We start from the raw sequence: 21859 nt of genomic DNA, 5'->3' as shown, positions 1-21859 counted from the left end.
CTTAATTAGAGGTAATATCCATCGATAGTCCCAACATTGCTTTCCCCACCAACAACACAGGAAAAGCCGCGCACGTCGTCAGGCAATTTCCTTGTCGAATTCTGCTTCGTTCCACGTCGGAAACTCCGCGCCATGCTCAGCGATGAAGCGCCCGACAGCGTGCTCCAGCGACGGCAGGCCTGCCCCCCGCTCCGACCGCAGGATGCTGCGCGCCGACCGGGGCGCTTTCCAGCCGAGGTCAGCCGCCGGCACGCCCAACACCCGCTCCGCGTCCAGCCCGGCCGCGCGCACGGCCATGCGAGCGAACTCCGCCCAGCTGACCGCCCCGGCGTTGGCGAGGTGCCAGACCCCGCGCTCTCCATCCATCAGCAGGTCGAGCGCCACATTGACCACGTCCGGCAGATAGGCCGGCGACACGGTGACATCACAGGCCGCCGAGAAGTACCGCCCCCCGGCCACCGCCCGGATCGCCCGCGCCGGCGGATTGTCGGCGTCCCACGGCCCGAAGAAGGGTCCCGACCGGATCACCAGCGCCCCGCCATGCGTCTCAAGCGCAAGCCTCTCCCCCTCCGCCTTGCTGGCGCCATAGACGCTGAGCGGCGCGACCGGATCACTTTCCCGGTGGTCCCCGTCCCCGCCGAACACGAGGTGCGAGGAAAAGGCCAGCAACGGCAGTGACGCGTCCGCACAGGCCCGTGCCAGCGCCTCCGCCCCCCGGACGTTCTCGCGGCGGCAGCGCTCCGACCGCACCTCGGCGGCATCGACGCGCGCGAAACCGGCGGCGTTGACCACCGCCCAGGGCCGATACCGCTCCAGCGCGGCGGCGATCCGCGCCGGCTCGGCGATGTCCATCTCCCGGCGCGGCGACAGCACGTAGGGCAATCCGCGCACCACGCACAGCCGCGCCACCGCGTGGGCCAGCGTGCCGTTTCCCGCGATCAGCAACGGCCTCGGCGCGTCGTTCGCGGGCGGCGCCCAGGCTTTGCGCTGCACGGTGTAGGAACAGGCGCGCACCGGCGCCCAGAAAAAGCGGTCCTCGCGGTGCCACCAGCCCGGCGCGTCGAACACCGGATGGTCGGCCTTCCCTTCGCTGGCCCCTTCGCTGGCCAGCGTCCGCACCAGCTTTGCCAGCGCGGTCGGCCGGGGCTTCGGCCCGCGCACGTCGAACACGCCGGACTCGTAGAACCCGTCCCGCCGCGTCAGCAGGCTGTTCCAGTCGTAGCTGCCCAGCAAGGCCCAAGCGGTCACCGCACGGATGTCCACGCCGCGCCCGCGCAGCCGCTTTGCCGCGTCCCATGCCTCCTTCAGCCAGCGAAGCTGCTCCTCGCGACTGGAGCCGTTGTGCACCTCGGTTGCCGCGACGGGGAGGCCGTAGCGGTCCCACGCCTCCTCCAGCAGCGCCTCCAGCCCGGTGATACCGCCGGCGACGGCCCGGATCGCCTCCACGTCCACATAGCGGTCGCGCCCGTTGCCCGAGGCGTTGACGCCCGGATAGCGCTCCAGACGCTCGTCCAGCATGCGCTCGCTGGTCAGGTAATGGTCGATGCCCAGCACGTCGGGCGGGCACGGGTTGGCCACCAGCCAGTCCAGATCATCCGCAAACCCACCCTCCGCCATGTAGTCCCACAACGGATGGTCGCGGTCGACTCGCCCCGTCAGCAGGTCGAAGGTCAGCCAGCGGCGATGATTCTCGAACTCCGCCTGATAGGCGAGGCGGGGCGTGCTGAAGCACTTGCCCAGATCCTCGGTCTGGATCAGCCGGGCCGCCGGGTTCACCTTGCGGATCGCCCGCATCGCCAGCACGGTCGCCTTGATCTCGTTCAGCAGGATGCGCCGGAACACGGCGGCGTCCCTTGCGTGCGGGTGCCATACCCCATACAGCCCGCAAAAGCGCGCGGTCGTCAGCGGCTCGTTGATCGGCGTGTAGGCGTTCAGCCACGGATAGCGCTCGGCGACGCGGGCGGCGTAGGCAGCGAACTGTTCGGGAAAGTCGGGCCGCGTCAGGTCGGTTCCCAGTGGCCCGTGCCCGTGGTGCAGCAGCGTTGCAATGGGTCGGACGCCCAGCTTCCGCAACCGCCCCAGCCGTTCGTCCGTCCAGCGCCAGTCGGCATGCTCCAGCCCGTTCGGCGCCACCCGCTCCCACAGCACGGGATAGCGGATCGCCGTGATGCCCAACGCCGCGAAGGCATCGATGTCCTCTGGCCGGTCCTGATGCCCGGTCAGCCGCGTCTGGTCGATGACCGTGCCGTTAATCCGCGTGACGGTGCACTCCAGCCCACCCCACATCTCGACCGCAGACCGGTTCCCGTTGTCGTCCCTGGACCGCAAAACCGCCCCTCCTCGCCGACGCGTTGGAGGTTCGGTGTTGCCCAATCTTGGTTAACGGACCTCGACCGGCACAGGCTTGACCGGCCCTTGTCACACGCTCCGTTGGGCTGAAACGGACACGGGACTCACGCCCGCAACCGGTCCTTCGGCAGGTCATCCACGGAGAAGCCCTCCGACTGGAGCCGCCACATGGTCTCGAAGGCGCCGCCACGGCTGCGCAGCTCGGCCGGGCTGCCATCCTCCACCACATGGCCGTCCACCAGCACCACGATCCGGTCGAAGGTGGTCAGGGTGGACAGGCGGTGTGCCACGGCTAGAACGGTGCGTCCGCGCATCAGCTCGTTCAGCGCGCGCTGGATCTCGATCTCGGATTCGGTGTCGAGCGCCGAGGTCGCCTCGTCCAGGATGATGATCGGGGCATTCTTCAGGATCGCCCGCGCGATACCCACCCGCTGGCGCTGCCCGCCGGACAGCTTGACGCCCCGCTCGCCGACCAGCGTGCCGTAACCCTGAGGAAGCGCGCGGATGAAATCGTCGCAATGGGCGGCGCGGGCCGCCACGACGATCTCCTCATCGGTCGCCTCCGGCCGGCCGTAGCGGATGTTCTCCAGAATGGAGCGGTGGAACAGTGCGATCTCCTGCGGCACCACGGCGATGGCCGCGCGCAGGCTGTCCTGGGCGACGCTGGCGACCGATTGCCCGTCGATCAGCACATGGCCGCCTTGGGCGTCGTCCAGCCGCTGCACGAGGCTGACCAGAGTGGACTTGCCGGCGCCCGATGGCCCGACGATGCCGATCTTCTGCCCGGCCGGGATGCGCAGGGTGAAATTCTGGAAGACCCGCCGCCCGTCCTCGTACGCGAAGGACACGTTTTCGAAGTCGATGGAGCCGCCAAGATTGATCAGAGGCCGGGCGTCGGGTGCATCGGCAACCGCGTGCGGTTGGCCGATGACGCGCAGCGTGTCGGCGATCTGCCCGAAATGCTGTGTCGTGCCGACCAGCGCGAAGGCAAGATCGCGCGACCCGTGCAGGATGCGGAAAGTCAGCGCGCTGACCATCACCACGTCGCCCGGCGTGATCCGCCCGTGCGTCCACAGCCACACCGCCCAGGCCAGCATGGAACCGGCCATGATCCACAGACAGATGTCGTGCAGGACGCGGGTCTTCTCCAGATACATCCAGCTGCGCCGCTGGGCGTCCGCCTCGTTGCCGAAGGCCTCGGCCAGACGGCGCCGTTCCCGGTTGCGCGCGGAAAAGGCCTTCACCGCCCAGATGTTGGACACCACGTCCACCAGCTCGCCGCCCACATAGGCACCCTTCTCGGCATAGGCGTGGTGCACCGGCCGGCCGCGCACGCCGATCACCGCGATGATCCCGGCAACCACCGCCACGAAGGCGGTCAGCGCCGCCGCCATGCGCCAGTCGATCATGGTCAGCACGAAGACCGCGCCGAGGAAGTCGGTGATCGGCGGCAGGATGTTCCAGGTGAAGGTGCCGATCACCGCCCCCGCCGACCCCGCCGTCGCCGTGATGCGGTTGCCGAGCGAGCCGGCGAAATGGTCGGCGAAATAGCCCATGGGGTGGCCGGACAGATGGTTGAACAGATCAGTCCGGATGTCCACGCCGACGCCCACCACCGTCCGGCAGCCGAGCCAGCCGCCGAGCCGCCACAGCACGTTCTCGACCCCGATCAGGCCGATGAAGACGGCCAGCGGCCACCAGACGGCGGCGGCGTTCCGCTCCGGTGCGGCCATGGCATCGACCAGCAGCTTCATCCCGTACTGCACGGCGACCGCGCAGGCGGCGGCCCCGACGATCAGCGCCAGCAGCCCCCCGAAATGCCAAGGGCGGCGGCGCACGTACCAGAACAGATAGGAGATCGGGCGTTGCGGAAACGGCGGGCGGTTGTCTGCGGTGGCGGCCATGAGGGGAATTCCGGCGCTGTTTCCGGGACGTCAGGCGGCGTTGGAGCGTCGTCCGAGCACTCTGTCGAAGGCGGCCTGCCGGCGTCTCAGCTCCTCGGCCAAGGGCCGGTGCACCTCGCGCCGCCCCTCGGCATCGGGAAAGCCCAGCAGTCCGACGGGGCAGTGCCGCTCGTTGGTCCAGCCGGGGTAATCGACGATGGGGTAGAGGCAGATGCCCAGCACCGGCACGCCGGCCTTGATGGCGGCGGCCACCTCGCCCGCGACATAGCGCAGCCAGGGCGCGCGGGCATCGCCCTCCGCCCCCGTCTCGGCGACCAGAAGCGGGCGGCCGTAGCGCGCGTGCACGTCGGCCAGGATATCGCGGAAGGGGCGGTAGAGCGGATGGCCCGGTTCGATCGTCCCGCCGCTGTGAAACCACTGGTTGTCGGAGTAGTAGTTGACCCCGATCACGTCCAGATGCTCCGGCCGTCCGCCGAGGCCCGGCCACAGCGCGCCGGAGATCATGTCCCAGGACTGGTACTGGCACTCGGTGTAGGCGGAGGCCTCCGGACGGTCTTCCGGACGGTCGGGATGGGCGGTGACTTGGATGACCGGATCGACGTGCACGAAGCGCGCTCGCGGGTCCACCGCCCGGACGGCCTCGACCCCGGCGATGGCGGCGCGGACCAGCTGGTGCTTCAGCTCGAAGCCGCGTCCGCGCGCGCAGGGGTTCATCATCCCCATGTCGCCGCCGGCCCAGGACCAGTAGGCGATCTCGTTGACCGGGCAATAGATCGGCGTGCCACCCGTCTCGTCGCGCACCAGCCGCGCCACGGCGGCGGCGAAGCGGGCGAAGCGATCCACGAATTCGGGACGCCAGATGTCGATGTCATCGGGCCAGCCGTAGTGGCAGAGGTCCCAGATCGGCTGGATGCCCAGTTCCCGCGCAGCGCGGAGCATCGGCAGCAGGCTCTTCCAGTCGTAGCGGCCCGGCGCCGTCTCGATCAGGTGCCAGCGCACCCCGTCGCGCACGGTGCGGATCCCGTGGCCGAGCATGTGGCGGTAGTCGGATAACACGGCGCGGTCGTGCCCGGTCGCCGCGATGAGGTCGAGCCGCCGGCCATCGTCGCGCCGGTGGGTCGAACATTCGAAGCCGCCCATGAAAAAGCTGGCAAATTGTGGCGGCGAAGAGAAGGCCAATGACATGATCACCTTTCCGGCGTGGTGGGCGTCGGATGGTCGAAAAGCGTTCGGAATACAAAAAGGCGGCCTGCAACACCGTCGCGGGCCGCTCGGGGTCGCAAACATCGCCATGGAAAAAGCGTTCCCTGCGATTTCCGCAGCCCTTCCCTTCAAGGATGCGTTGTGTCTTCGGGCATACGCCATCGGTTCAGGTCGTCCGGAACGGCCTGCGACAATTCCCGGACACCTCTTTCGAAACCTCGATTCCGCTGGTTGCGGTGCGGATAGTCGGCCCGCTCACCGCATCACCGGAGTAAGCCGCCCGTGTCCCACGCCGCGATCAACCACCGCGCATTCCCCGCCCTGCCCGACATCGTCACCATCTCGGCCGGCTCCCTGACGCTCGACGTGGCGCCGGAGATCGGCGGTTCCATCGCCCGCTTCGCCGGCCGGCAGGGGGACCAGACCATCGACTGGCTGCGTCCCGCGACCGAGGAGGCCCTGGTCCGGCGCGATCCGCTGGGCATGGCGAGCTTCCCGCTGATCCCCTACTGCAACCGGATCCGGGACGGGCGCTTTACCTTCGACGGCACGGCGGTGCATCTGCCCCAGAACTACGCCCACTCCCGCCACGCCATCCACGGAGACGCCTGGCAGAACCCCTGGACCGTGGTGGAACGCGCCGCCGATGCCGTCACCCTGGCCTACGAGCATCGTCCGGACGCCTGGCCCTGGGCCTACGCCGCGCGCCAGACCTACGCGCTGGCACCGGACGGGCTGACCGTGCGCATGGCCGTCACCAACCTGGGCGCACAGCCGATGCCGCTCGGCCTCGGCCACCATCCCTATTTCCCGCGCACCGCCGGCACGACGGTCACCGCCAAGGTCGAGGCCATCTGGTCCACCGACGCGGAGGTGATGCCGACCGTTCTGGAGCGCAACTGGGTCACCGACCGGCTTGCCGAGGGTCTGCGCGTCGATGACGCCGACCTCGACAACAACTTCACGGGATGGGACGGAACGGCCGAAATCCGCTGGCCGGAGCACGGTGCCGCCCTGCGCATGACCGCGCCGGAACCGTTGCGCTTCCTCGTCGCCTACACCCCGGCCGGTTCGGATTTCTTCTGCCTGGAGCCGGTCGGCAACTGCACCGACTGGCCCAACCTGACCGCCGAGGGAACGGCCCGCGTCGGCGGCGCGGTGCTCGCCCCCGCCGGGACGGCCGAGGTCCTGTTCCGTTTGGAACCGTGCGCCTCTGTCCTTCGATAGAACCCAGGAACTCCGTCCCGAGGGGGGTGTTCGTCATCCCGCATTGCCCGATGCAAGCCCCCCTCCAGCACGGGAACCGAGACCCATGATGAAACGGCAGGACGTCGAGCTTTGGGGCGGGCTCGAATGCACCGTGGCGCGCATCGGCGACCGATACCGCAACCAGATCGCCGAGACCGGACACCAGGACCGGATCGGGGATCTGGACGCCATCGCCGCCCTCGGCATCCGGACCCTGCGCTATCCGATCTTATGGGAGACGGTGGCGCCCGAGGATCCGGACGCCGCCGATTGGCGCTGGCACGACGCCCGGCTGGCCCGCCTGCGGGAGCTGGGTCTGTCGCCCATCGCGGGCCTCCTCCACCATGGCAGTGGACCACGTTACACCGACCTGCTGGACCCGACCTTTCCGGAACGGCTCGCCCGCCACGCGGCCCGCGTGGCCGAGCGCTATCCCTGGATCGCGGCCTACACCCCCGTGAACGAGCCGCTGACCACGGCCCGCTTCAGCGGGCTTTACGGAGTGTGGTACCCGCACACCCGCGACGATGCCTCGTTCCTGCGGGCGCTGGTCAACCAGTGCCGCGCCGTCGTGCTGTGCATGCGGGCGATCCGCAAGGTGAACCCGGCGGCCCGGCTGATCCAAACCGAGGACTTGGGCAAGTGCTTCAGCACGCCCATGCTGGCCTATCAAGCGGCCCACGAGAACGAGCGCCGCTGGCTCAGCTTCGACCTGCTGACCGGGCGGGTGGACCGGGATCACCCCTGGCACGCCCGCTTCGCCGCGAACGGCATCTCCGGCGGCGACCTCGCCATCTTCCAGGACGGCGACGCCGCGCCCGACGTCATCGGCATCAACCACTATCTGACCAGCGAGCGCTATCTGGACCAGCGCCTGCGCCGCTATCCGCGCGAGATGTGGGGCGGCAACGGCCATCACCGTTATGCCGACGTGGAGGCCGTGCGCGTGCCCCTGCCGCCCGGCTCCACCGGGCCGGAACCCCGCCTGCGCGAAGCGTGGGAGCGCTACGGCCTGCCCTTGGCCGTAACCGAGGTGCACCACGGCTGCACCCGCGACGAGCAGCTCCGCTGGCTGAAGGAGGTGTGGGACGCCGCCCACCGCCTGCGCGCCGGGGGTGCCGACCTGCACGCCGTCACCATCTGGTCGCTGTTCGGCGCGGTCGATTGGAATTCGCTGCTGACGCGCAAGGTAGGCTTCTACGAAAGCGGCGCCTTCGACGCGCGCTGTACCCCGCCCCGCCCGACTGCGCTGGCCAAGGCCGCCGGATCGCTGGCCCGCACCGGCCGCTTCGATCATCCAGCCCTCGACCAGCCCGGCTGGTGGCACCGGCCGGAACGGCATTACCGGCCGACGCATTACCAGCCAGCGGGTGCCGCAGCGATCACCACCGCAACGCCCCGGCGCCTGCTGATCACCGGCGCGACCGGGACGCTGGGCCGCGCCTTCGCCCGCATCTGCGACCTGCGCGGCTTGGCCCACCGCCTGATCTCCCGCCACGACATGGACGTCGCCAGTCCGGAGTCCGTCGCCGACGCGTTGGAGCGTCATCGCCCCTGGGCGGTGGTCAACACGGCGGGTTACGTCCGCGTCGCCGACGCCGAACGCGAACCCGACCGCTGCCACCGCGAAAACGCGCTGGGCGCGGAGGTTCTGGCGCGGGCCTGCGCCGACCACGGCATTCCTTGCGTCACCTTCTCAAGCGATCTGGTGTTCGACGGCCAACTCGGCCGCGCCTATGTGGAAAGCGACCCGGTCAGCCCCGCCTGCGTCTACGGAGCCAGCAAGGCGGAGGCGGAACGGCGGGTGGCCGGCGTTCACGCCGGTGCGCTGGTCGTGCGGACCAGCGCCTTCTTCGGACCGTGGGACGAGCACAACTTCGTTTTCACGACGTTGCGCGACCTTGCCGCCGGCCGGCCGGTGCACGCCAGCGACGAGGCCGTCGTCTCACCGACCTTCGTGCCGGACCTCGTCCACGCGACGCTGGACTTGCTGATCGATGAAGAGACGGGGGTGTGGCACCTCGCCAACCAGGGCATGGTGTCGTGGTTCGAACTGGCGGCCCGCGTCGCCCGCTCGGCTCGGTTCGACAGCGCGCTGGTGGTGCGCAGCAGCGGCGCGGCCCGCGCGCTCACCGCGCTGGGGAGCGAGCGCGGTCTTCTGCTCCCCTCGCTCGACAACGCGTTCGACCGCTGCCTGCAAGCGATGAGGCCCTGATCGGCTGCACCGGTGCGTTGCACGGATGGCTCGGCGCTCTGGTTTTCCAGCACGCCCATCCGTGCGACACACGGCTCGGCAACGAGCAGCCTCGATGCGACAAAGTCGCCCTACGGGATTACATTAGCGCGTTTGGAAGAAACAGCACCAGCCCGGGCCAGAGGGCGAGGACCACGACCAGCCCGATGATCGTGGCGACGAAGGGAAGCGATTCGACGATGTACTCCTCCACCGGACAATCCAGGAGGCTGCACACCGTGTACATCGCGACTCCCACCGGCGGCGTCATCGAGCCCAACGTGACGATGGTCATCATCAGGATGCCGAAATGCACCGGATCGACGCCCAGCGGCGTGACGATCGGCAGGAAGATCGGCGTCAGCAGCAGGACGAGCACCGTGCTTTCGACGAACAGGCCGGCGATGAACAGGAAGATCAGGATCAGCGTCACGACCAGAAGCGGCTCGCGCGTCAGTTCGGTCATGGCGGCGGCGATGGACTGCGGCGCCTGTTCGAAGATGATCGCGTAACCGACCATGCCGGAGAACAGGATGATCAGCATGATCAGCCCGGTGTCCACGACCGCTTCGTGCAAGGCCTCGACAACGCTGGCCCAGGTCAGTTCCTTGTGCAGGAAGAAGCCGACCACGGCGGCGTAGACGACGGCGAAGGCACCGACCTCCGATGGGGTGAACAGGCCGCCGCGGATGGCGAACAGCAGCGCGACCGGGAACAGCAGAGCCCACTTCGCGTCGGCCATGGCGCAGCCCACGGCGCGCAGCGTCGGGCGCTGCGCCATCTCCGGACGGTAGCCGCGCCGACGGGCGATCAGCCACACCGTCACCATCAGGCCGGCCATCATCAGCAGGCCGGGAATGACGCCGGCCAGAAAGAGGCGGCCGATCGACACGTTGCCGACGAAGCCGTAGAGGATCAGGCCGAGGCTCGGCGGAATGGTCGCGGTGATCAGGGAGCCCACGGCGATGGTCGCCGAGGTGAAGCCCTTCGAATAGCCACGCGCGATCAGGCTGGGGCCGAGGATGCGCGCCTCCATCGCCGCGTCGGCCACCGCCGACCCGGACACGCCGCCCATCAGCGTGGACAACACGATGCAGACCTGAGCGAGACCGCCCGACATCCACGAAACCAGCACGTTGGAACAGGCGATCAGCCGGCTGGTGATGCCCGTGCGGTTCATCATGTGGCCGGCCAGCACGAAGAAGGGCACGGCCAGCAGCGGGAAGCTCTGCGACGCGGTGGCGACCTGCTGCACCCCGATGGACATCGGGATGATCTCGTTGGTCGCGAAGAAGGAGAAGCCGGCGATGCCGATGGCGAAGGCGATGGGCAGACCCAGCGCCATCAGCACGAAGAAGGTGACGGCGAGCAGGATCATGGCACGACCTCTTCGATCTCGGCGGTGGCAGGGGCCATGGCGGAGGCCGTGGCGGGGGCGAAGACCGGCTGCGGACGGCTGCGGAGTTGGCGGGCCGTCCCGACCATCTGGCCGAACAGGGTGATCGCCAGCAGCAGGCACCCGATGGGCACCGCCGCCGTCACGAAGGCGTAGCTGATCCCGCTGTCGCCGAACTGGCGTTCCAGGTTCAGCATGGTGAGGCGGTAGCCCATCACCACCATGGTGACCAGGAAGGCCAGCACCAGCGCCCCCAGCACCAGGTCGATCACGGCCCGGCTGAGCGCGGGGAAGCGCTTCACGAGATAGTCGATGCCGATGTGGGCGCGCTTCCTCAGCGCCATGTCGGCGCCGAGGAAACTGACCCAGACGAACAGAAGCTGCGCCACGTCCACCGACCAGACCAAGGGATGGCCGAACCAGCGCATGACGCCGGCCGCGAAGACGAGAAGCACGATGACCGCGAGGAGAAGCATTGCCAGGAACGCCTCTCCCTTCAGGAACCAGGACGACATGGTGGAAGTCCCTCGATTGGACGGTGGCCGTGACGCTGGATGGCGTCAGTTCTGCAGGAGCTTCTCGACCTCCTGGTGCAGGTCGGCGTAACCGAGCTTCTCGTAGACCGGCTGGGTCGCCTTGCGGAACGGGGTCACGTCGATCTCGGCGATCGTCATGCCCTTTTCCTTCATCTGCTTCTCGAAATCGGCGAGCGACGCTTGCGTGGCGCGGGACGCGTTGTCGCCGGCCTTCAGCGCCTCTTCCTTCAGCACCTGACGGTGCTCGGCCGGCAGCTTGTCGAACCAGGCGGCGCTGGTGACGATGCCGGTGATCAGGTTGATGTGGCCGGTCTTGGTGACGTGGTTGGTCACCTCGTACAGGCGGGAGCCGAAGCTGGCGGGGTGTTGCGCCTCGACGCCGTCGATGACCTTCTGCTGGAGCGCGGTGTAGACCTCCGACCAGCCCATCGGGGTGGGCGTGGCGCCCATGGCGCGGATCGTCTCCATCCACACCGGCGCGCCCGGCGTGCGCATGCGGATGCCGCTGAGGTCGGCCGGTTCCTTCACCGGCTTGTTGGTCAGCAGGTGCCGCTCACCCTGCCACCAGTTGAAGGACAGCACCTGATGGCCGGAGGCCTTGCGCAGCTTCTCCGCCCACTGGTCGAACAGCGGCGAGGTGACGACCTTGCGGATGCCCTCGTAGCCCTGGGCGAGGTAGGGGGCGCCAAGGACGCCGAATTCCTTCACGAAGACCGCAAGGCGGCCGCCGTCCACGACCACCGCGACACCGGCGCCGGCGCGGGCCTGCTCCAGCACATCCTCGTCCTTGCCGAGCTGCGAGCCGGGGAACAGGCGCACCGCGACCTTGCCGTTGGTCCGCTTCTCGACGTTCTGCTTGAACTCCTCCAGGCCCTTGTAGAGCGGATCCTGCTGGGCCAGGGCCGTGTTCACGCTGAGCGTGTAGTCGGCCGCGAAGGCGCCGCCGCCCAGTGCGAAGCCGCCGAACGCGAGACCAATCGCAGCCGCGCGCCATGTGCGGGTGATGATGCTCATGTTTCCTCCCTCCAGATACAGGCCGCGCACCACGCGGCAATTGTTTGCATCCCGACTTGTATGGTAGTAGACAAGAATGGTGTTGGCAATGGCCTTCCACCCGATGCAAGATGGATCTCGCCGTTCGAGGGATCCGGCAGAGGAAAAGCGAGAGGACGAGCATGTTGGTGAGGCTGGAACCGGATTCGTCCGAACCCGTGGCGCGGCGCGTCTTTCGCGAACTGCGCCAGGCCATCGTCACGATGCGGTTCCAGCCCGGCCAGCCCCTGTCCGAGCAGGAGGTCGCCGGCCAGCTTGGCGTCAGCCGCCAGCCGGTGCGGGAGGCTTTCATCAAGCTCAGCGAATCCGGTCTGGTCACCATCCGTCCGCAGCGCGGCACATTCGTCGTCAAAATCTCCGTTAAGCAGGTGATGGACGCCCGCTTCGTCCGCGAGGCGGTGGAACTGGCCGTGATCCGCAGAGCCAGCGAGGAATTGTCCCCCGGCGTCATTGGCTCGTTGCGCGCGAACCTGCAGGCGCAACGCGAGGCCGCCGCCGACCAGCAGCACGAACGCTTCCTGGCGCTGGACGAGGCGTTCCACCGCAGCATCGCGCTGGGCGTTGAATGCGAATACGCCTGGCGGGTGGTGGAAGAAACCAAGGCCCAGATGGACCGTGTGCGCTACCTCAGCCTGCCGCAGGCGACGCCGCTCGACCGGCTGATCGTCCAGCACGAACGGATCCTTGACGGCATCGAGGCGCGCAGCCCCGACAACGCCGAGGCCGCCATGCGCACGCATCTGCGCGAGATCCTGAAATCCCTGCCCGAACTGGCGCAGCGCTTCCCCGACCTGTTCGACAGCGACGCGGCGGCCACGCAGCCCATCCGTCCCGCTTGATCCGGACCATCCTTTCGGAGCCCACCTTCATGAAGATCCAGAACGCTTCGGTCATCGTCACCTCCCCCGGCCGGAACTTCGTCACGCTGAAGATCGTCACCGACGAAGGCCTGTACGGAATCGGCGACGCGACGCTGAACGGGCGGGAACTGGCCGTGGCGTCCTACCTGAACGACCATGTCATCCCCTGCCTGATCGGGCGCGACCCGCACCAAATCGAAGACATCTGGCAGTATCTGTACAAGGGTGCCTATTGGCGGCGCGGGCCGGTCACCATGTCGGCCATCGCGGCGGTGGACACGGCGCTGTGGGACATCAAGGCGAAGGCGGCCGGCCTGCCGCTCTACCAGCTTCTCGGCGGGCGCAGCCGCAGCGGCGTGATGGTCTATGCCCACGCCAACGGCCGCGATGTGACGGAGACCGTGGACCGCGTCGGCGAGTACATCGAAAAGGGCTACAAGGCGATCCGTGCACAGTCGGGCGTTCCGGGGCTGGCGGGCGTCTACGGCGTCGCCAAGGGGCGCTTCTACGAGCCGGCGACCAAGGGCCTGCCGGAAGAGTCGGTCTGGTCCACAGAGGCCTATCTCGATTTCGCGCCGAAGCTGTTCGAGGCGGTGCGCGTGAAGCACGGCATGGGGCCGCACCTGCTGCACGACGTGCATCACCGCCTCACCCCCATCGAGGCGGCGCGGCTGGGCAAGTCGCTGGAGCCCTACCGCCTGTTCTGGATGGAGGACCCGACCCCGGCCGAAAACCAGGAGGCCTTCCGCCTGATCCGCCAGCACACGGTAACCCCCCTCGCCGTCGGGGAGGTGTTCAACAGCATTTGGGATTGCAAGGACCTGATCCAGGAGCAGTTGATCGACTTTATCCGCACCTCGGTCGTGCACGCGGGCGGCATCACGCACCTGCGCCGCATCGCCGACCTCGCCGCGCTGTACCAAATCCGCACCGGCAGCCATGGGGCGACCGACCTGTCGCCGGTCTGCATGGGCGCGGCGCTGCATTTCGACCTGTGGGTCCCGAACTTCGGCGTGCAGGAGCACATGGAGCACTGCGCGGAAACCGATGCGGTCTTCCCGCACGCCTACAGCTTCCAAGACGGCTACATGCATCCGGGCGAGGTGCCGGGCCATGGCGTGGACATCGACGAGGCGCTGGCCGCCAAATACCCCTACAACCCCGCCTACCTGCCGGTCGCCCGGCTGGCCGACGGGACCCTGTGGAACTGGTAAGGCGAGCGTCTCTGGCTTCCCGCCCACATGCAGGCCAGCCATTTTCATCAGGTCTCAGCGCCGGATCTTGCGCCAAGGTGGGAAGACTGTCGCGCGCTGTCCACGGCCGTGCGGACAGCGCATTCTCACCTCCATCATGAAGGCGCTTCTCCACCGTCTCGCCGGAGCTGCGACCACGCTGGCGCGAGCCCTGACGGAACCGCTTACCAGCTCCAGCGCAGGCCGGCGGAGAGGCTGTGGTTGGTCTCGCGGCTGCGGATCTCGCCGAGGTAGCCGGCCTGGACGGCGAGCCGCTCGCTCATCCGCACCGTCACGCCCGCGCCGACCACCGCCGCGTCGCGGCCCGGCCGGCTGGACAGGGCGGTGAAGCGCGCCCCGTTCAGCGAACCCGTCGCCTCGCCGGCGGTGTCGAGCCAGTCATGCTCCCAGGCGATCGTGCCCGCCGGCTCCACCGTCACATCCTCGAAGCGGAAGGCCGTCCCGAAGCGCGCGCCGAGCGAACTGCGCAGCGCGTTTTCCGTCTCCTCCGCCTCGCTGAGGGTCAGCAGCGCGCCGCCCTCCTCGGTGAAGCCTTCCCGTTGCAGCCGGTCCCAGCGCAGGCCGGCGCGCGGCTCGAACCACACTCGGTTCATGGTGATCCGATAGCCGCCCGACAACTCCGCCGAGAGGTCATGCCCGCCCGCCTTGCCGGACGCCGCGGCTCCCAGCCCGCTGAAGGGCGCGGCGCGCGCCGTCTCGTACCGGCTGTAGCCGTAGCCCAGTGCCGCGTCCAGAAAGGCGGCACCCGGCCTCCAGCTCCCGTAGGCGGTCAGCTGGTAGCTGTCCAGATCGCCCTTGCCCAGCCCACCGGCGGCGCGGACATCGCTGTTCAGGAAGCCCAGCGCCACGCCGGCCGAGAGATCCGTACCAAGCGCGTAGTCCCCGCCGACCATGAAGCCGCCCGTCCGGCGGTTCGTGGTCGATCCGTTGCCATCAGAGGCACTACGGCCCCAGGACACCAGCGGCTGGCCCCAGACGCTCATGGCGTGGGCATTCCGGGTATGGGCGTTGCCCGTAGCGGCCGGTCCCGGCGCGCCGCTGACGGCGGCCTTCTTGCCGTCGAACAGCATCGCGCCGGAAGATTCGCCGAGCGGCCCGGCCGAGCCTCGGGCAGCCGCCTGCCGCGCTTCCACGGCGCGGCCGAACAGCCGCCGGTTGGCCCGGCTGGCCACCATCATGTCGGCGTGAATCTCGCCGGACAGCTGGTTCAGCGCCGGCGCGATCTCTCCGGCGGACAGGCCGTGCAGCCCATTGAACAGCGCGCCGACCGCGCCCGAAGCGTCGGCGTTCGGTGCCGGCCGGAAGGTCTCCAGTGCTTCACCCACGGCGCGCTGATTGCGGGTCTGACCAAGCCCGGCCGCCGCCAGATCGGCGTAGCTGCGCGGGGTCACCGCCAGCGCGACGCTATCGGCGCGGTAGATCACATCGAGCCGCGTTCCCGTGGCGAGGCCGCTGGCCGGCTGGTCCAGCGTCGCAAAGCGTCCGGCGACCCCGCCCTCGGCGGTGACCACCGTGAAGCTCTGCCCAATTGCCGGCGTGAAGCTGTTGCTGGCATCGCCCGAAATCCCGCGCAGAACCGGCGCCAGCGTTCCCGCCGCCGTAAACCCCGCCCCCTCGACGCGGAGCTGGTCATGGTGGCCGGCGCCGGTGCCGGCGGTCGGGCCGTCGATCTCGGCACGGAAGATATTGGTCGCGGTCAAGGTGACCGGGGAACGGAAGGTGAGCACGCCCGGTGAGTTGCCGGGGGACAGGGTGCCCGACAGGGTCGCCGGACCGGCTACGGTGCCGCCGCCGGACAGGGTCGCACCCTGGCCGATGGTGACGTCGGCCAAGGCAAGGCCGTTGACCCGGGCGGTGCCGCCCTCACCAACGGTCAAGGCGCCGACGCTGCCGCTCTGGCCGACCGTCACGGTTCCGTCCGACACGGAGACCGGCGCCATCACCGCGCCGTCGACGCTGGCGTTGCCGCCGTTCGACAGGGCGACGGCACCGTTGACGATGCCGTTGGGCGCGATCGACAGGGTGCCGCCCTGCACGGTCACCGAACCGCCCACGCCACCGCCTTCGGCGACGGTGACGGTGCCGCCGCTGGCGACCGTGACGGGTGCCGCAACGACGCCGCCCTCACCCACCGTGATCCGTCCCTGTTGGACCGCGATGCCGCCCGTGTTGGAGATGACTCCCGACAGCTGCAGATTACCCGCGCCAGCGACGGTCAGAGTGCCCGTCCCTCCGACGCCGCCGGACAGCGTGATCGTGCCGCCGTTGGGATCGATGATGCCGCTGTTGGCTGTCACTTGGATGGGTTGGGTGAGTGTCAGCGGGGCGGTCGGCTTCAGCGTCCCGCCGTCGAAGGTGACGGTCGTCGCATTCACGGCGCCGTCGCTGTTCGCAAAGGTCGGTCGGCTGGTGTCGATCACACCGACCGGCGGGGGCGGTGGGGGCGACACCACCACCGGCGGAGGCGACACCTCCGGCGGATTCGACACCACGGGCGGATTCGGCACCACAGGCGTCGTCGACCCGACCGTCAGCGTCAGGACGACCTGCTTGTTGGGAATGTCGACGTTGGCGGTCGCGGTGAGGCCCGCGTCGGTGCTCGCGATGGAACTGAAGCCGCCGCTGAGGGTCCCCGTGGCGGTCAGGATGGTGTAGTCGGTGGACGCGCCATAGCCAGCGCCGGACGGCACGACGGACAGGCTGCCCCCCAGAGTGGCGTTGCCGTTCACGGCCAGCTTGCTGCTGGCCGAAGGTGTGGTCTGGATGGTCAGGGTGCCGCCGGCCATCTGCGTGTAGTCGCCGGTCACGGTCAGCACGCCCGGCGTGTTCGCGCTTCCCGGCCGCACCGTGCCGCCGCTCTGCGCGGTGACGTTGCCGGTGATCGTGCCGGTGCCGGCAAGGGTTCCCCCGCTGTTGATCCCGACGGTGCCGGTCAAGCTGCCGTTGAGGCGCAGGATTCCACTCTGGATGGTTGTGCTGGTGATCGTCGATCCAAGGCCGCCCAGCGTCCACTCCGTGCCGTCCAGGGTGAGGCTTGAGACGTTGTTGATCGCATCGGACAGCGAACCGCTGCCTTCCAGCCGCAGCGACGAGGTCAGCGTTGGGTCGGACCATATCGAGCCGACCAATACACTTCCGTCCTTCAACGTCACGGAACTGTTCGACCCGTTTGCCAAATTGATCGCGTGGCGACCCGGTGCGGCGGCAATCGTCCCATAATTGGTGATTGTCACCGTTCCCAACGAACGGATCGCATCCGTGGTTCCCTGGATCGTTCCGTAATTGGTGATCGTGTTGGGCTGACTGCCGCTTTGGAGGTGAACTGCGGCAAAACTGAGGGGATATGTCGAAGCAGCGGTGTTCTTCAGAACGGCATTCGGGTCGGTCGCAGAGCCGTTCACGATCTCGATCGGGGATTTTGACTGGATGGCGCTGACATGGCCAATGATCGTTTTGTTGTTCGTCACCAACGCTTTGTCGGTTCCGCTGTTCGTGAAGTAAACTCCGCCGTAGGAGTTGGGCGCGCTGAGCAGGCCGTTGTTTGTGATCGTTCCGGCCTGCGCGGCATAGACGGCATCGGCCTGCATATACGAGCCGTTTCCTGTAACGAAGATGGTGCCGTCGTTTGTAAACGTCCAGCCAGTGTTGGATTGAATGCCAAGACCAGTCGAGAGGTCGTTGGCATCGATTCCAGTTCCACTGTCGGTGATGCTGCCGGTGTTGGTGATGCGAATGACGCTCTGGCTTGTATACAGGGCGGTGTTTCGATTGGTGGACAGCACCTCGTCCGCTCGCGCCGCGCCACCGACCAGAGAGACACCCAGCGCAATCGGCGCCGCAGCCACAACTGGAAGGCGCGCTCCCGACAGGATAGTTTTCCGAATGGGGGCGGTTGCGGACGTGTATGCCGTCATAAGAATTGCCACCAAAAATAAGAGAAGTCTGCTTTGTCCGTTTCTGAAAACGGTCCGGCAATGGTAAATTGGGCGTTATGTGGTAAATAATTTCTTACTTGCGTAGAAAAATCTGGAGATGGCGCTCCGCGTCGTGGTTGTAGCGCGCCAAAATGACAGAATAATTACCATCTATTTGCCAAAAGCGGTGTAATGAGATATCGATCATTGTAAAGTTTATAAGAGAATATAAGGGCTTTGGCGGGGCATGCCTCATAAGAGTTTCATGATCGTCATAGAGGCGACCTTCCTCTGCGCAGTTGTCGGCTGTTATTGCGGAGCACTTTGCAAAAACCTCCAATGTTTGAACTTAGAGGTGAGATCAAAACTTTTACATGCATGCAAGTGAGCCCAGGGTTGCTTCAAAACATACAAAATTGTTGAGGAGCGTCGGGGCGCCGCAAAGGACGATCAGCTTACAGCCAAGCTTGCGGTGCGCTGGCCCTATTGCGCCTGGAAATTGGAGGGTGCGTATCCCCGTCCTTGGACGCGGCGCATCGCTCCAAACCCTGATCTGGGATGTGGACGTCAGCGTTTTGGGTGCAGACCCGACGCAACCTCGCGGACGGCGTCGTCCCAGCGGCCGGGCTTGTGCTGGCGGTGCAGCGTGACCGTCGGATACCACGGTGTCGTCCCGCGCTTCAGCAGCCAGCGCCAGTCGGGGGCGTAAGGCAGCAGGACCGAGGCCGGCCGCCCCATCGCGCCGGCAAGATGGATAAGGGCGGTATCGACCCCGACCACGCGCGCCAGTCCATGGACGATGCCCATGGTGTCGGCGAAGTCCGTGATCTCAGGCCCGAGGTTCACCAGCGGCGCGCGGCCGAAATAGGTTCCGACTTCGGCCTGCGCCGGCCCCTTCTGCAGCGACACCAACGCCACCCCGTCAAGCGCCGCCAGCGGGGCGAGCTGGGCGAGGCGCATCGAACGGTTGTGGTCGTTGCCGTGGGTGCTGCGTCCGGCCCATACGATCCCGATCCGCATCAACCCCTTGGGCAGCAATTCGTCCAGGCGGCGGCGCCAGTGGTCGATTTTCCGGGGATCCGCCTGAAGATAGGCGGTGGCGGCGGGAATCGTTTCCAGGGTGGTGCCGAAAACTCCCGGCAGCCCGGACAACGCATGCCATGCATCGAAGTCCGGCAGGTCGTTCCAATCCTGGTACAGCCGCCGCCCGCCCGGCAACTGGCGGAGAATGGGCGCCATGTCCGGGCTGCAAGCGATCAGCGGATCGGGGCAGAGCGCGTGCACCAGCGGCAGATAACGGGCGAACTGGATCACGTCTCCGAATCCTTGATCGGCGACGAGCAATAGGCGCCCCGGCGGCATCGGCCGCCCGTCCCACTGGGGCCGGGGATCGGACCGGTCCGCCGCCAGAATCGTGGGCGGCACCGGGGATGGAACGCCCGGCAGGCGAAAACGCCATTCATACTCCCGCCAGCCCTCCTCCAGCTGGCCGGACAGCAGAAGGCATTCGGCCAGTTCGAAATGCGGTCCCGGCGACTCCGGCGCCAAATGAACGGCTTTCCGCTCGCAAGCCGTTGCCTGCCCGATGTCGAGCCGGTCGTACAGCGCAATCCCGAGATTGTAGTAGGAGTCGGGCCGGGACGGTTCGAGCATCACGGCGACACGCCCGTGCGCCACCGCCTCGTCCAGGCGCGACTGGCGCCGCCGCAGTTCGCAAAGGCCGAGGTGTGCCGTGGCTTGGTCGCAGGCCAGTTGCAGGGCACGGCAAAACCGGGCGGCGGCCTGTTCGGGGCGGCCCAGCGCGGCGGACACCGCCGCCGCCCGGCAGAGCAGGGCCGGGTCGGCCGGAGCCAGCGCCATGGCGCGGTCGAGCGCACGCTCCGCCGCGTCGGGCCGCCCCTGCTCCATATGGCGGTCGGCCAGGACGGCGAAATGCCGTTCCTCCGGCCGCCGGAAGGGCGCTGTTTGCGGGAGAATGAAGGGGCCCATCGCGCTCAGATTTCGTAACCTAAGCTGTGGATGGCCGGCTCCAGCAGCGGAATGACCGGCTTCAGGTGGCGCATGTAGTTGCGGTAACGGTAGAGCGACCGGCTGTAGAGCTTTTCCGTGACCTGGGCATAGCTGGCCGTCCGCGCGTAGCGCCGGTTCTCGTCGAAACGCAGGCAGCGCCGGTCGAAGCCGAGCCCGACAAACCCCAGCAGGCGGCGCACGTTGGGTTCCAGATCCTGCACGAGATCCTCATAGCGCAGCGGAAGATAGCGCAACGGCATCTCGCGGCGATAATGCGCCACGAGATCCAGCATGCGCCCGCAGTGGCGCGCCGCCGATTCCAGGCTGCTGGCGCAATTGAAGCCATGGGTCAGGTCATGCGACATCATCGACAGAACGACGTCGAGCGGGTGGCGCAGGACATGCACCACCGGCGCGCTCGGGAACGTCAGGGCGATCAGGCCCAGGTGAAGCTCGTTGAACGGCATCTTGTCGGTAAACAGGCTCTTGCCGGGGCTGAGCGGCACGAGGCGGCGGGCACGGCGCAGATAGTCGTCGCGCATCCGCTCCAGCCCGTCGCGCTGGTCGCCCATCCACAATTCCGACAGCGCCTCGGGATAGGCCAGCGGGCTTCCCAGCGTCTGCGTCACCCCGGCGGCGACGGCGGCCATGGCCGGCAATTCATCGCCCGCGGCGACGGCGGGATGGGCGGACAGGATCTGTTCGACCAGGGTGGTGCCCGACCGTGGAGCGCCGGTGACGAAGATCGGCTGGGGCGACGTCAGCGTGGCCGCCGGCGGCGGCAAAAGCTTGAGGCGGTCGGCGATGAAGAAGTTCGCGAGGCGGGCGAACAGGTCGGCGGCCTCCTGGTCGGCATAGCGCCGGCCGGACTCCCGGATCATCGCCTTTCCCGTGGTGAAGGCTTCGAAAGCCTCGTCATGACGGCCCATGCGGTCGAGGATGCGGCCACGTTCCAGCCAGCCGTTCCCGGCGACATCCCCGGCGACATCGGCTGACTGGCCGCTCGCGCCCTCCAGCACCGCCAGAGCGTCGTCCAGGGCGCCTTGGCGCGCAAGCAGCGCCGCCTGGAAGATGTGGGTGTCGTGGCTGGGGTCGAGACATCGGGCACGCGCCAGAAAACGCGAGGCGCGTGGCAGGTCGCGTCCGGCCTCTTCGGTCTGCGCCCAGCCAAGCCATGTCAGAAGCACCGCCGGATCGAGCGCCACCGCCCGTTCGTACAGGCGTCTCGCCTCGGCCAACCGGCCTTGGAGTTTCAGGTTCCAGGCGAAATTCGCGATCGTGATCGCGTCGGGGCGCGCGAGTTCCAGAACCCGCCGGTAATGGAACTCCCCGGCCTGGGGCTGATGGTTGTCCGTCAGGGACATCGCCAGCAGCGTGTGGGACATCGGATCGTCGGGTGACAGCCGGACGGCGTTGCGCGCCTGGACCTCCGCTTCGCGCAGCCGGCCGGCGCGCAGCAGCAGCCCGGACAATTCCTGTGTCACCGCCAGATCGTCGGGAGTAAGGCGTTGAATCCGTTGCAGCACCGCGATGGCGGCCGTCATGGGGCCGGTGGCTTGCAGCAGGCAGACCAGAACCTTCAGCGCATCGACATGGTTGGGCGCCGCCTCTAGGATCTCGACGCACAACCGATGCGCGGTGTCAGTGTCGCAACGGTCGAGCGCATCGACGGCGCGTCCAATATGGTCCGGGATCCAGGAGGGCAGTGCGGTGTTGCCCAGCATATGCCCCGGCTGCCGGCAACAACGTTGCGCGCGAACGCCGCTTCCGCAGTCGCAGGCATCATTGGGTTGGGGCTGCATAAGGGCGGACTCCGACGGTGCGGCGGACCCGTCCGCCGGTGGGCCGCAAATCTGTTGGGTGCATCGGGCTGCTGTCAACAGCTGGGTCTGGAGCGGGC

At 67.8% G+C, this 21859-nt stretch carries 14 protein-coding genes; 5 read left to right on the top strand and 9 right to left on the bottom strand.

What is annotated here, in order from left to right; genetic code table 11:
• Positions 1-78 precede the first annotated feature (78 nt).
• From J2852_RS18350 to J2852_RS18340, 3 genes are all read right to left on the bottom strand, one after another.
• Entirely contained in the window at positions 79-2328 is a 2250-nt protein-coding gene (locus tag J2852_RS18350) for a family 1 glycosylhydrolase (protein WP_209878162.1), read from the bottom strand.
• Between the two features lie 125 nt (positions 2329-2453).
• Positions 2454-4253, bottom strand: coding sequence for an ABC transporter ATP-binding protein (locus tag J2852_RS18345; protein ID WP_209878160.1), 1800 nt, complete (start codon positions 4251-4253; stop codon positions 2454-2456).
• A 30-nt stretch (positions 4254-4283) separates the two neighbouring features.
• Positions 4284-5393 carry a glycoside hydrolase family 1 protein gene (locus tag J2852_RS18340; protein ID WP_246499805.1) on the bottom strand — a complete coding sequence of 370 codons (1110 nt, stop codon included), beginning with the start codon at positions 5391-5393 and terminating at the stop codon, positions 4284-4286.
• Positions 5394-5738: 345 nt separating this feature from the next.
• Between J2852_RS18340 and J2852_RS18335 the strand changes: the two genes are divergently transcribed.
• Positions 5739-6683: an aldose 1-epimerase gene (locus J2852_RS18335; RefSeq protein WP_209878156.1), complete on the top strand. Its 945-nt coding sequence runs from the start codon at positions 5739-5741 to the stop codon at positions 6681-6683.
• Between the two features lie 85 nt (positions 6684-6768).
• Positions 6769-8919 (top strand): sugar nucleotide-binding protein, encoded by a 2151-nt coding sequence (locus J2852_RS18330; protein WP_209878154.1) that lies wholly within the window; start codon positions 6769-6771, stop codon positions 8917-8919.
• Positions 8920-9037: 118 nt separating this feature from the next.
• On the opposite strand, the gene J2852_RS18325 is transcribed toward J2852_RS18330, so the two are convergent.
• From J2852_RS18325 to J2852_RS18315, 3 genes are read right to left on the bottom strand one after another with little or no spacing between them, the layout of a single operon-like run.
• Positions 9038-10315, bottom strand: coding sequence for a TRAP transporter large permease (locus tag J2852_RS18325; RefSeq protein WP_209878153.1), 1278 nt, complete (start codon positions 10313-10315; stop codon positions 9038-9040).
• Positions 10312-10848, bottom strand: a complete 537-nt coding sequence (locus J2852_RS18320) for a TRAP transporter small permease (protein ID WP_209878151.1) — start codon at positions 10846-10848, stop codon at positions 10312-10314. Before J2852_RS18320 ends, J2852_RS18325 begins: the two co-directional genes overlap by 4 nt.
• Positions 10849-10893: 45 nt before the next feature.
• Positions 10894-11883 (bottom strand): C4-dicarboxylate TRAP transporter substrate-binding protein, encoded by a 990-nt coding sequence (locus J2852_RS18315; protein WP_209878150.1) that lies wholly within the window; start codon positions 11881-11883, stop codon positions 10894-10896.
• Between the two features lie 161 nt (positions 11884-12044).
• Here J2852_RS18315 and J2852_RS18310 point away from each other — a divergent pair, with 161 nt between their 5' ends.
• Both J2852_RS18310 and manD read left to right on the top strand, forming a co-directional pair.
• The gene (locus tag J2852_RS18310; RefSeq protein ID WP_209878148.1) at positions 12045-12761 is read left to right on the top strand and encodes a GntR family transcriptional regulator; all 717 of its coding nucleotides are present in this window, start codon (positions 12045-12047) and stop codon (positions 12759-12761) included.
• Positions 12762-12790: 29 nt separating this feature from the next.
• Positions 12791-13996 carry a D-mannonate dehydratase ManD gene (gene manD / locus J2852_RS18305; RefSeq protein ID WP_209878146.1) on the top strand — a complete coding sequence of 402 codons (1206 nt, stop codon included), beginning with the start codon at positions 12791-12793 and terminating at the stop codon, positions 13994-13996.
• Positions 13997-14199: 203 nt separating this feature from the next.
• Here the strand turns inward: manD and J2852_RS18300 are convergent, their stop codons facing one another.
• On the bottom strand, positions 14200-17187 hold the full coding sequence (locus J2852_RS18300) for an autotransporter outer membrane beta-barrel domain-containing protein (RefSeq protein WP_343206777.1): 2988 nt from the start codon (positions 17185-17187) through the stop codon (positions 14200-14202).
• Positions 17188-17472: 285 nt separating this feature from the next.
• Here J2852_RS18300 and J2852_RS31605 point away from each other — a divergent pair, with 285 nt between their 5' ends.
• Positions 17473-17970 (top strand): hypothetical protein, encoded by a 498-nt coding sequence (locus J2852_RS31605; RefSeq protein ID WP_246499804.1) that lies wholly within the window; start codon positions 17473-17475, stop codon positions 17968-17970.
• A 546-nt stretch (positions 17971-18516) separates the two neighbouring features.
• Here J2852_RS31605 and J2852_RS18295 read toward each other — a convergent pair.
• Positions 18517-19938, bottom strand: coding sequence for a tetratricopeptide repeat protein (locus J2852_RS18295; protein ID WP_209878142.1), 1422 nt, complete (start codon positions 19936-19938; stop codon positions 18517-18519).
• Between the two features lie 5 nt (positions 19939-19943).
• A complete protein-coding gene (locus J2852_RS18290; protein WP_209878140.1) occupies positions 19944-21683 on the bottom strand; it encodes a tetratricopeptide repeat-containing sulfotransferase family protein in 1740 nt (579 codons plus the stop codon).
• Positions 21684-21859: the final 176 nt, after the last annotated feature.

This window comes from Azospirillum soli (assembly GCF_017876165.1).
Classification (GTDB): Bacteria; Pseudomonadota; Alphaproteobacteria; order Azospirillales; family Azospirillaceae; genus Azospirillum; species Azospirillum soli.
Note: the sequence above shows the minus strand (reverse complement) of the source record. Positions and strands in the feature narration are given on the sequence as shown.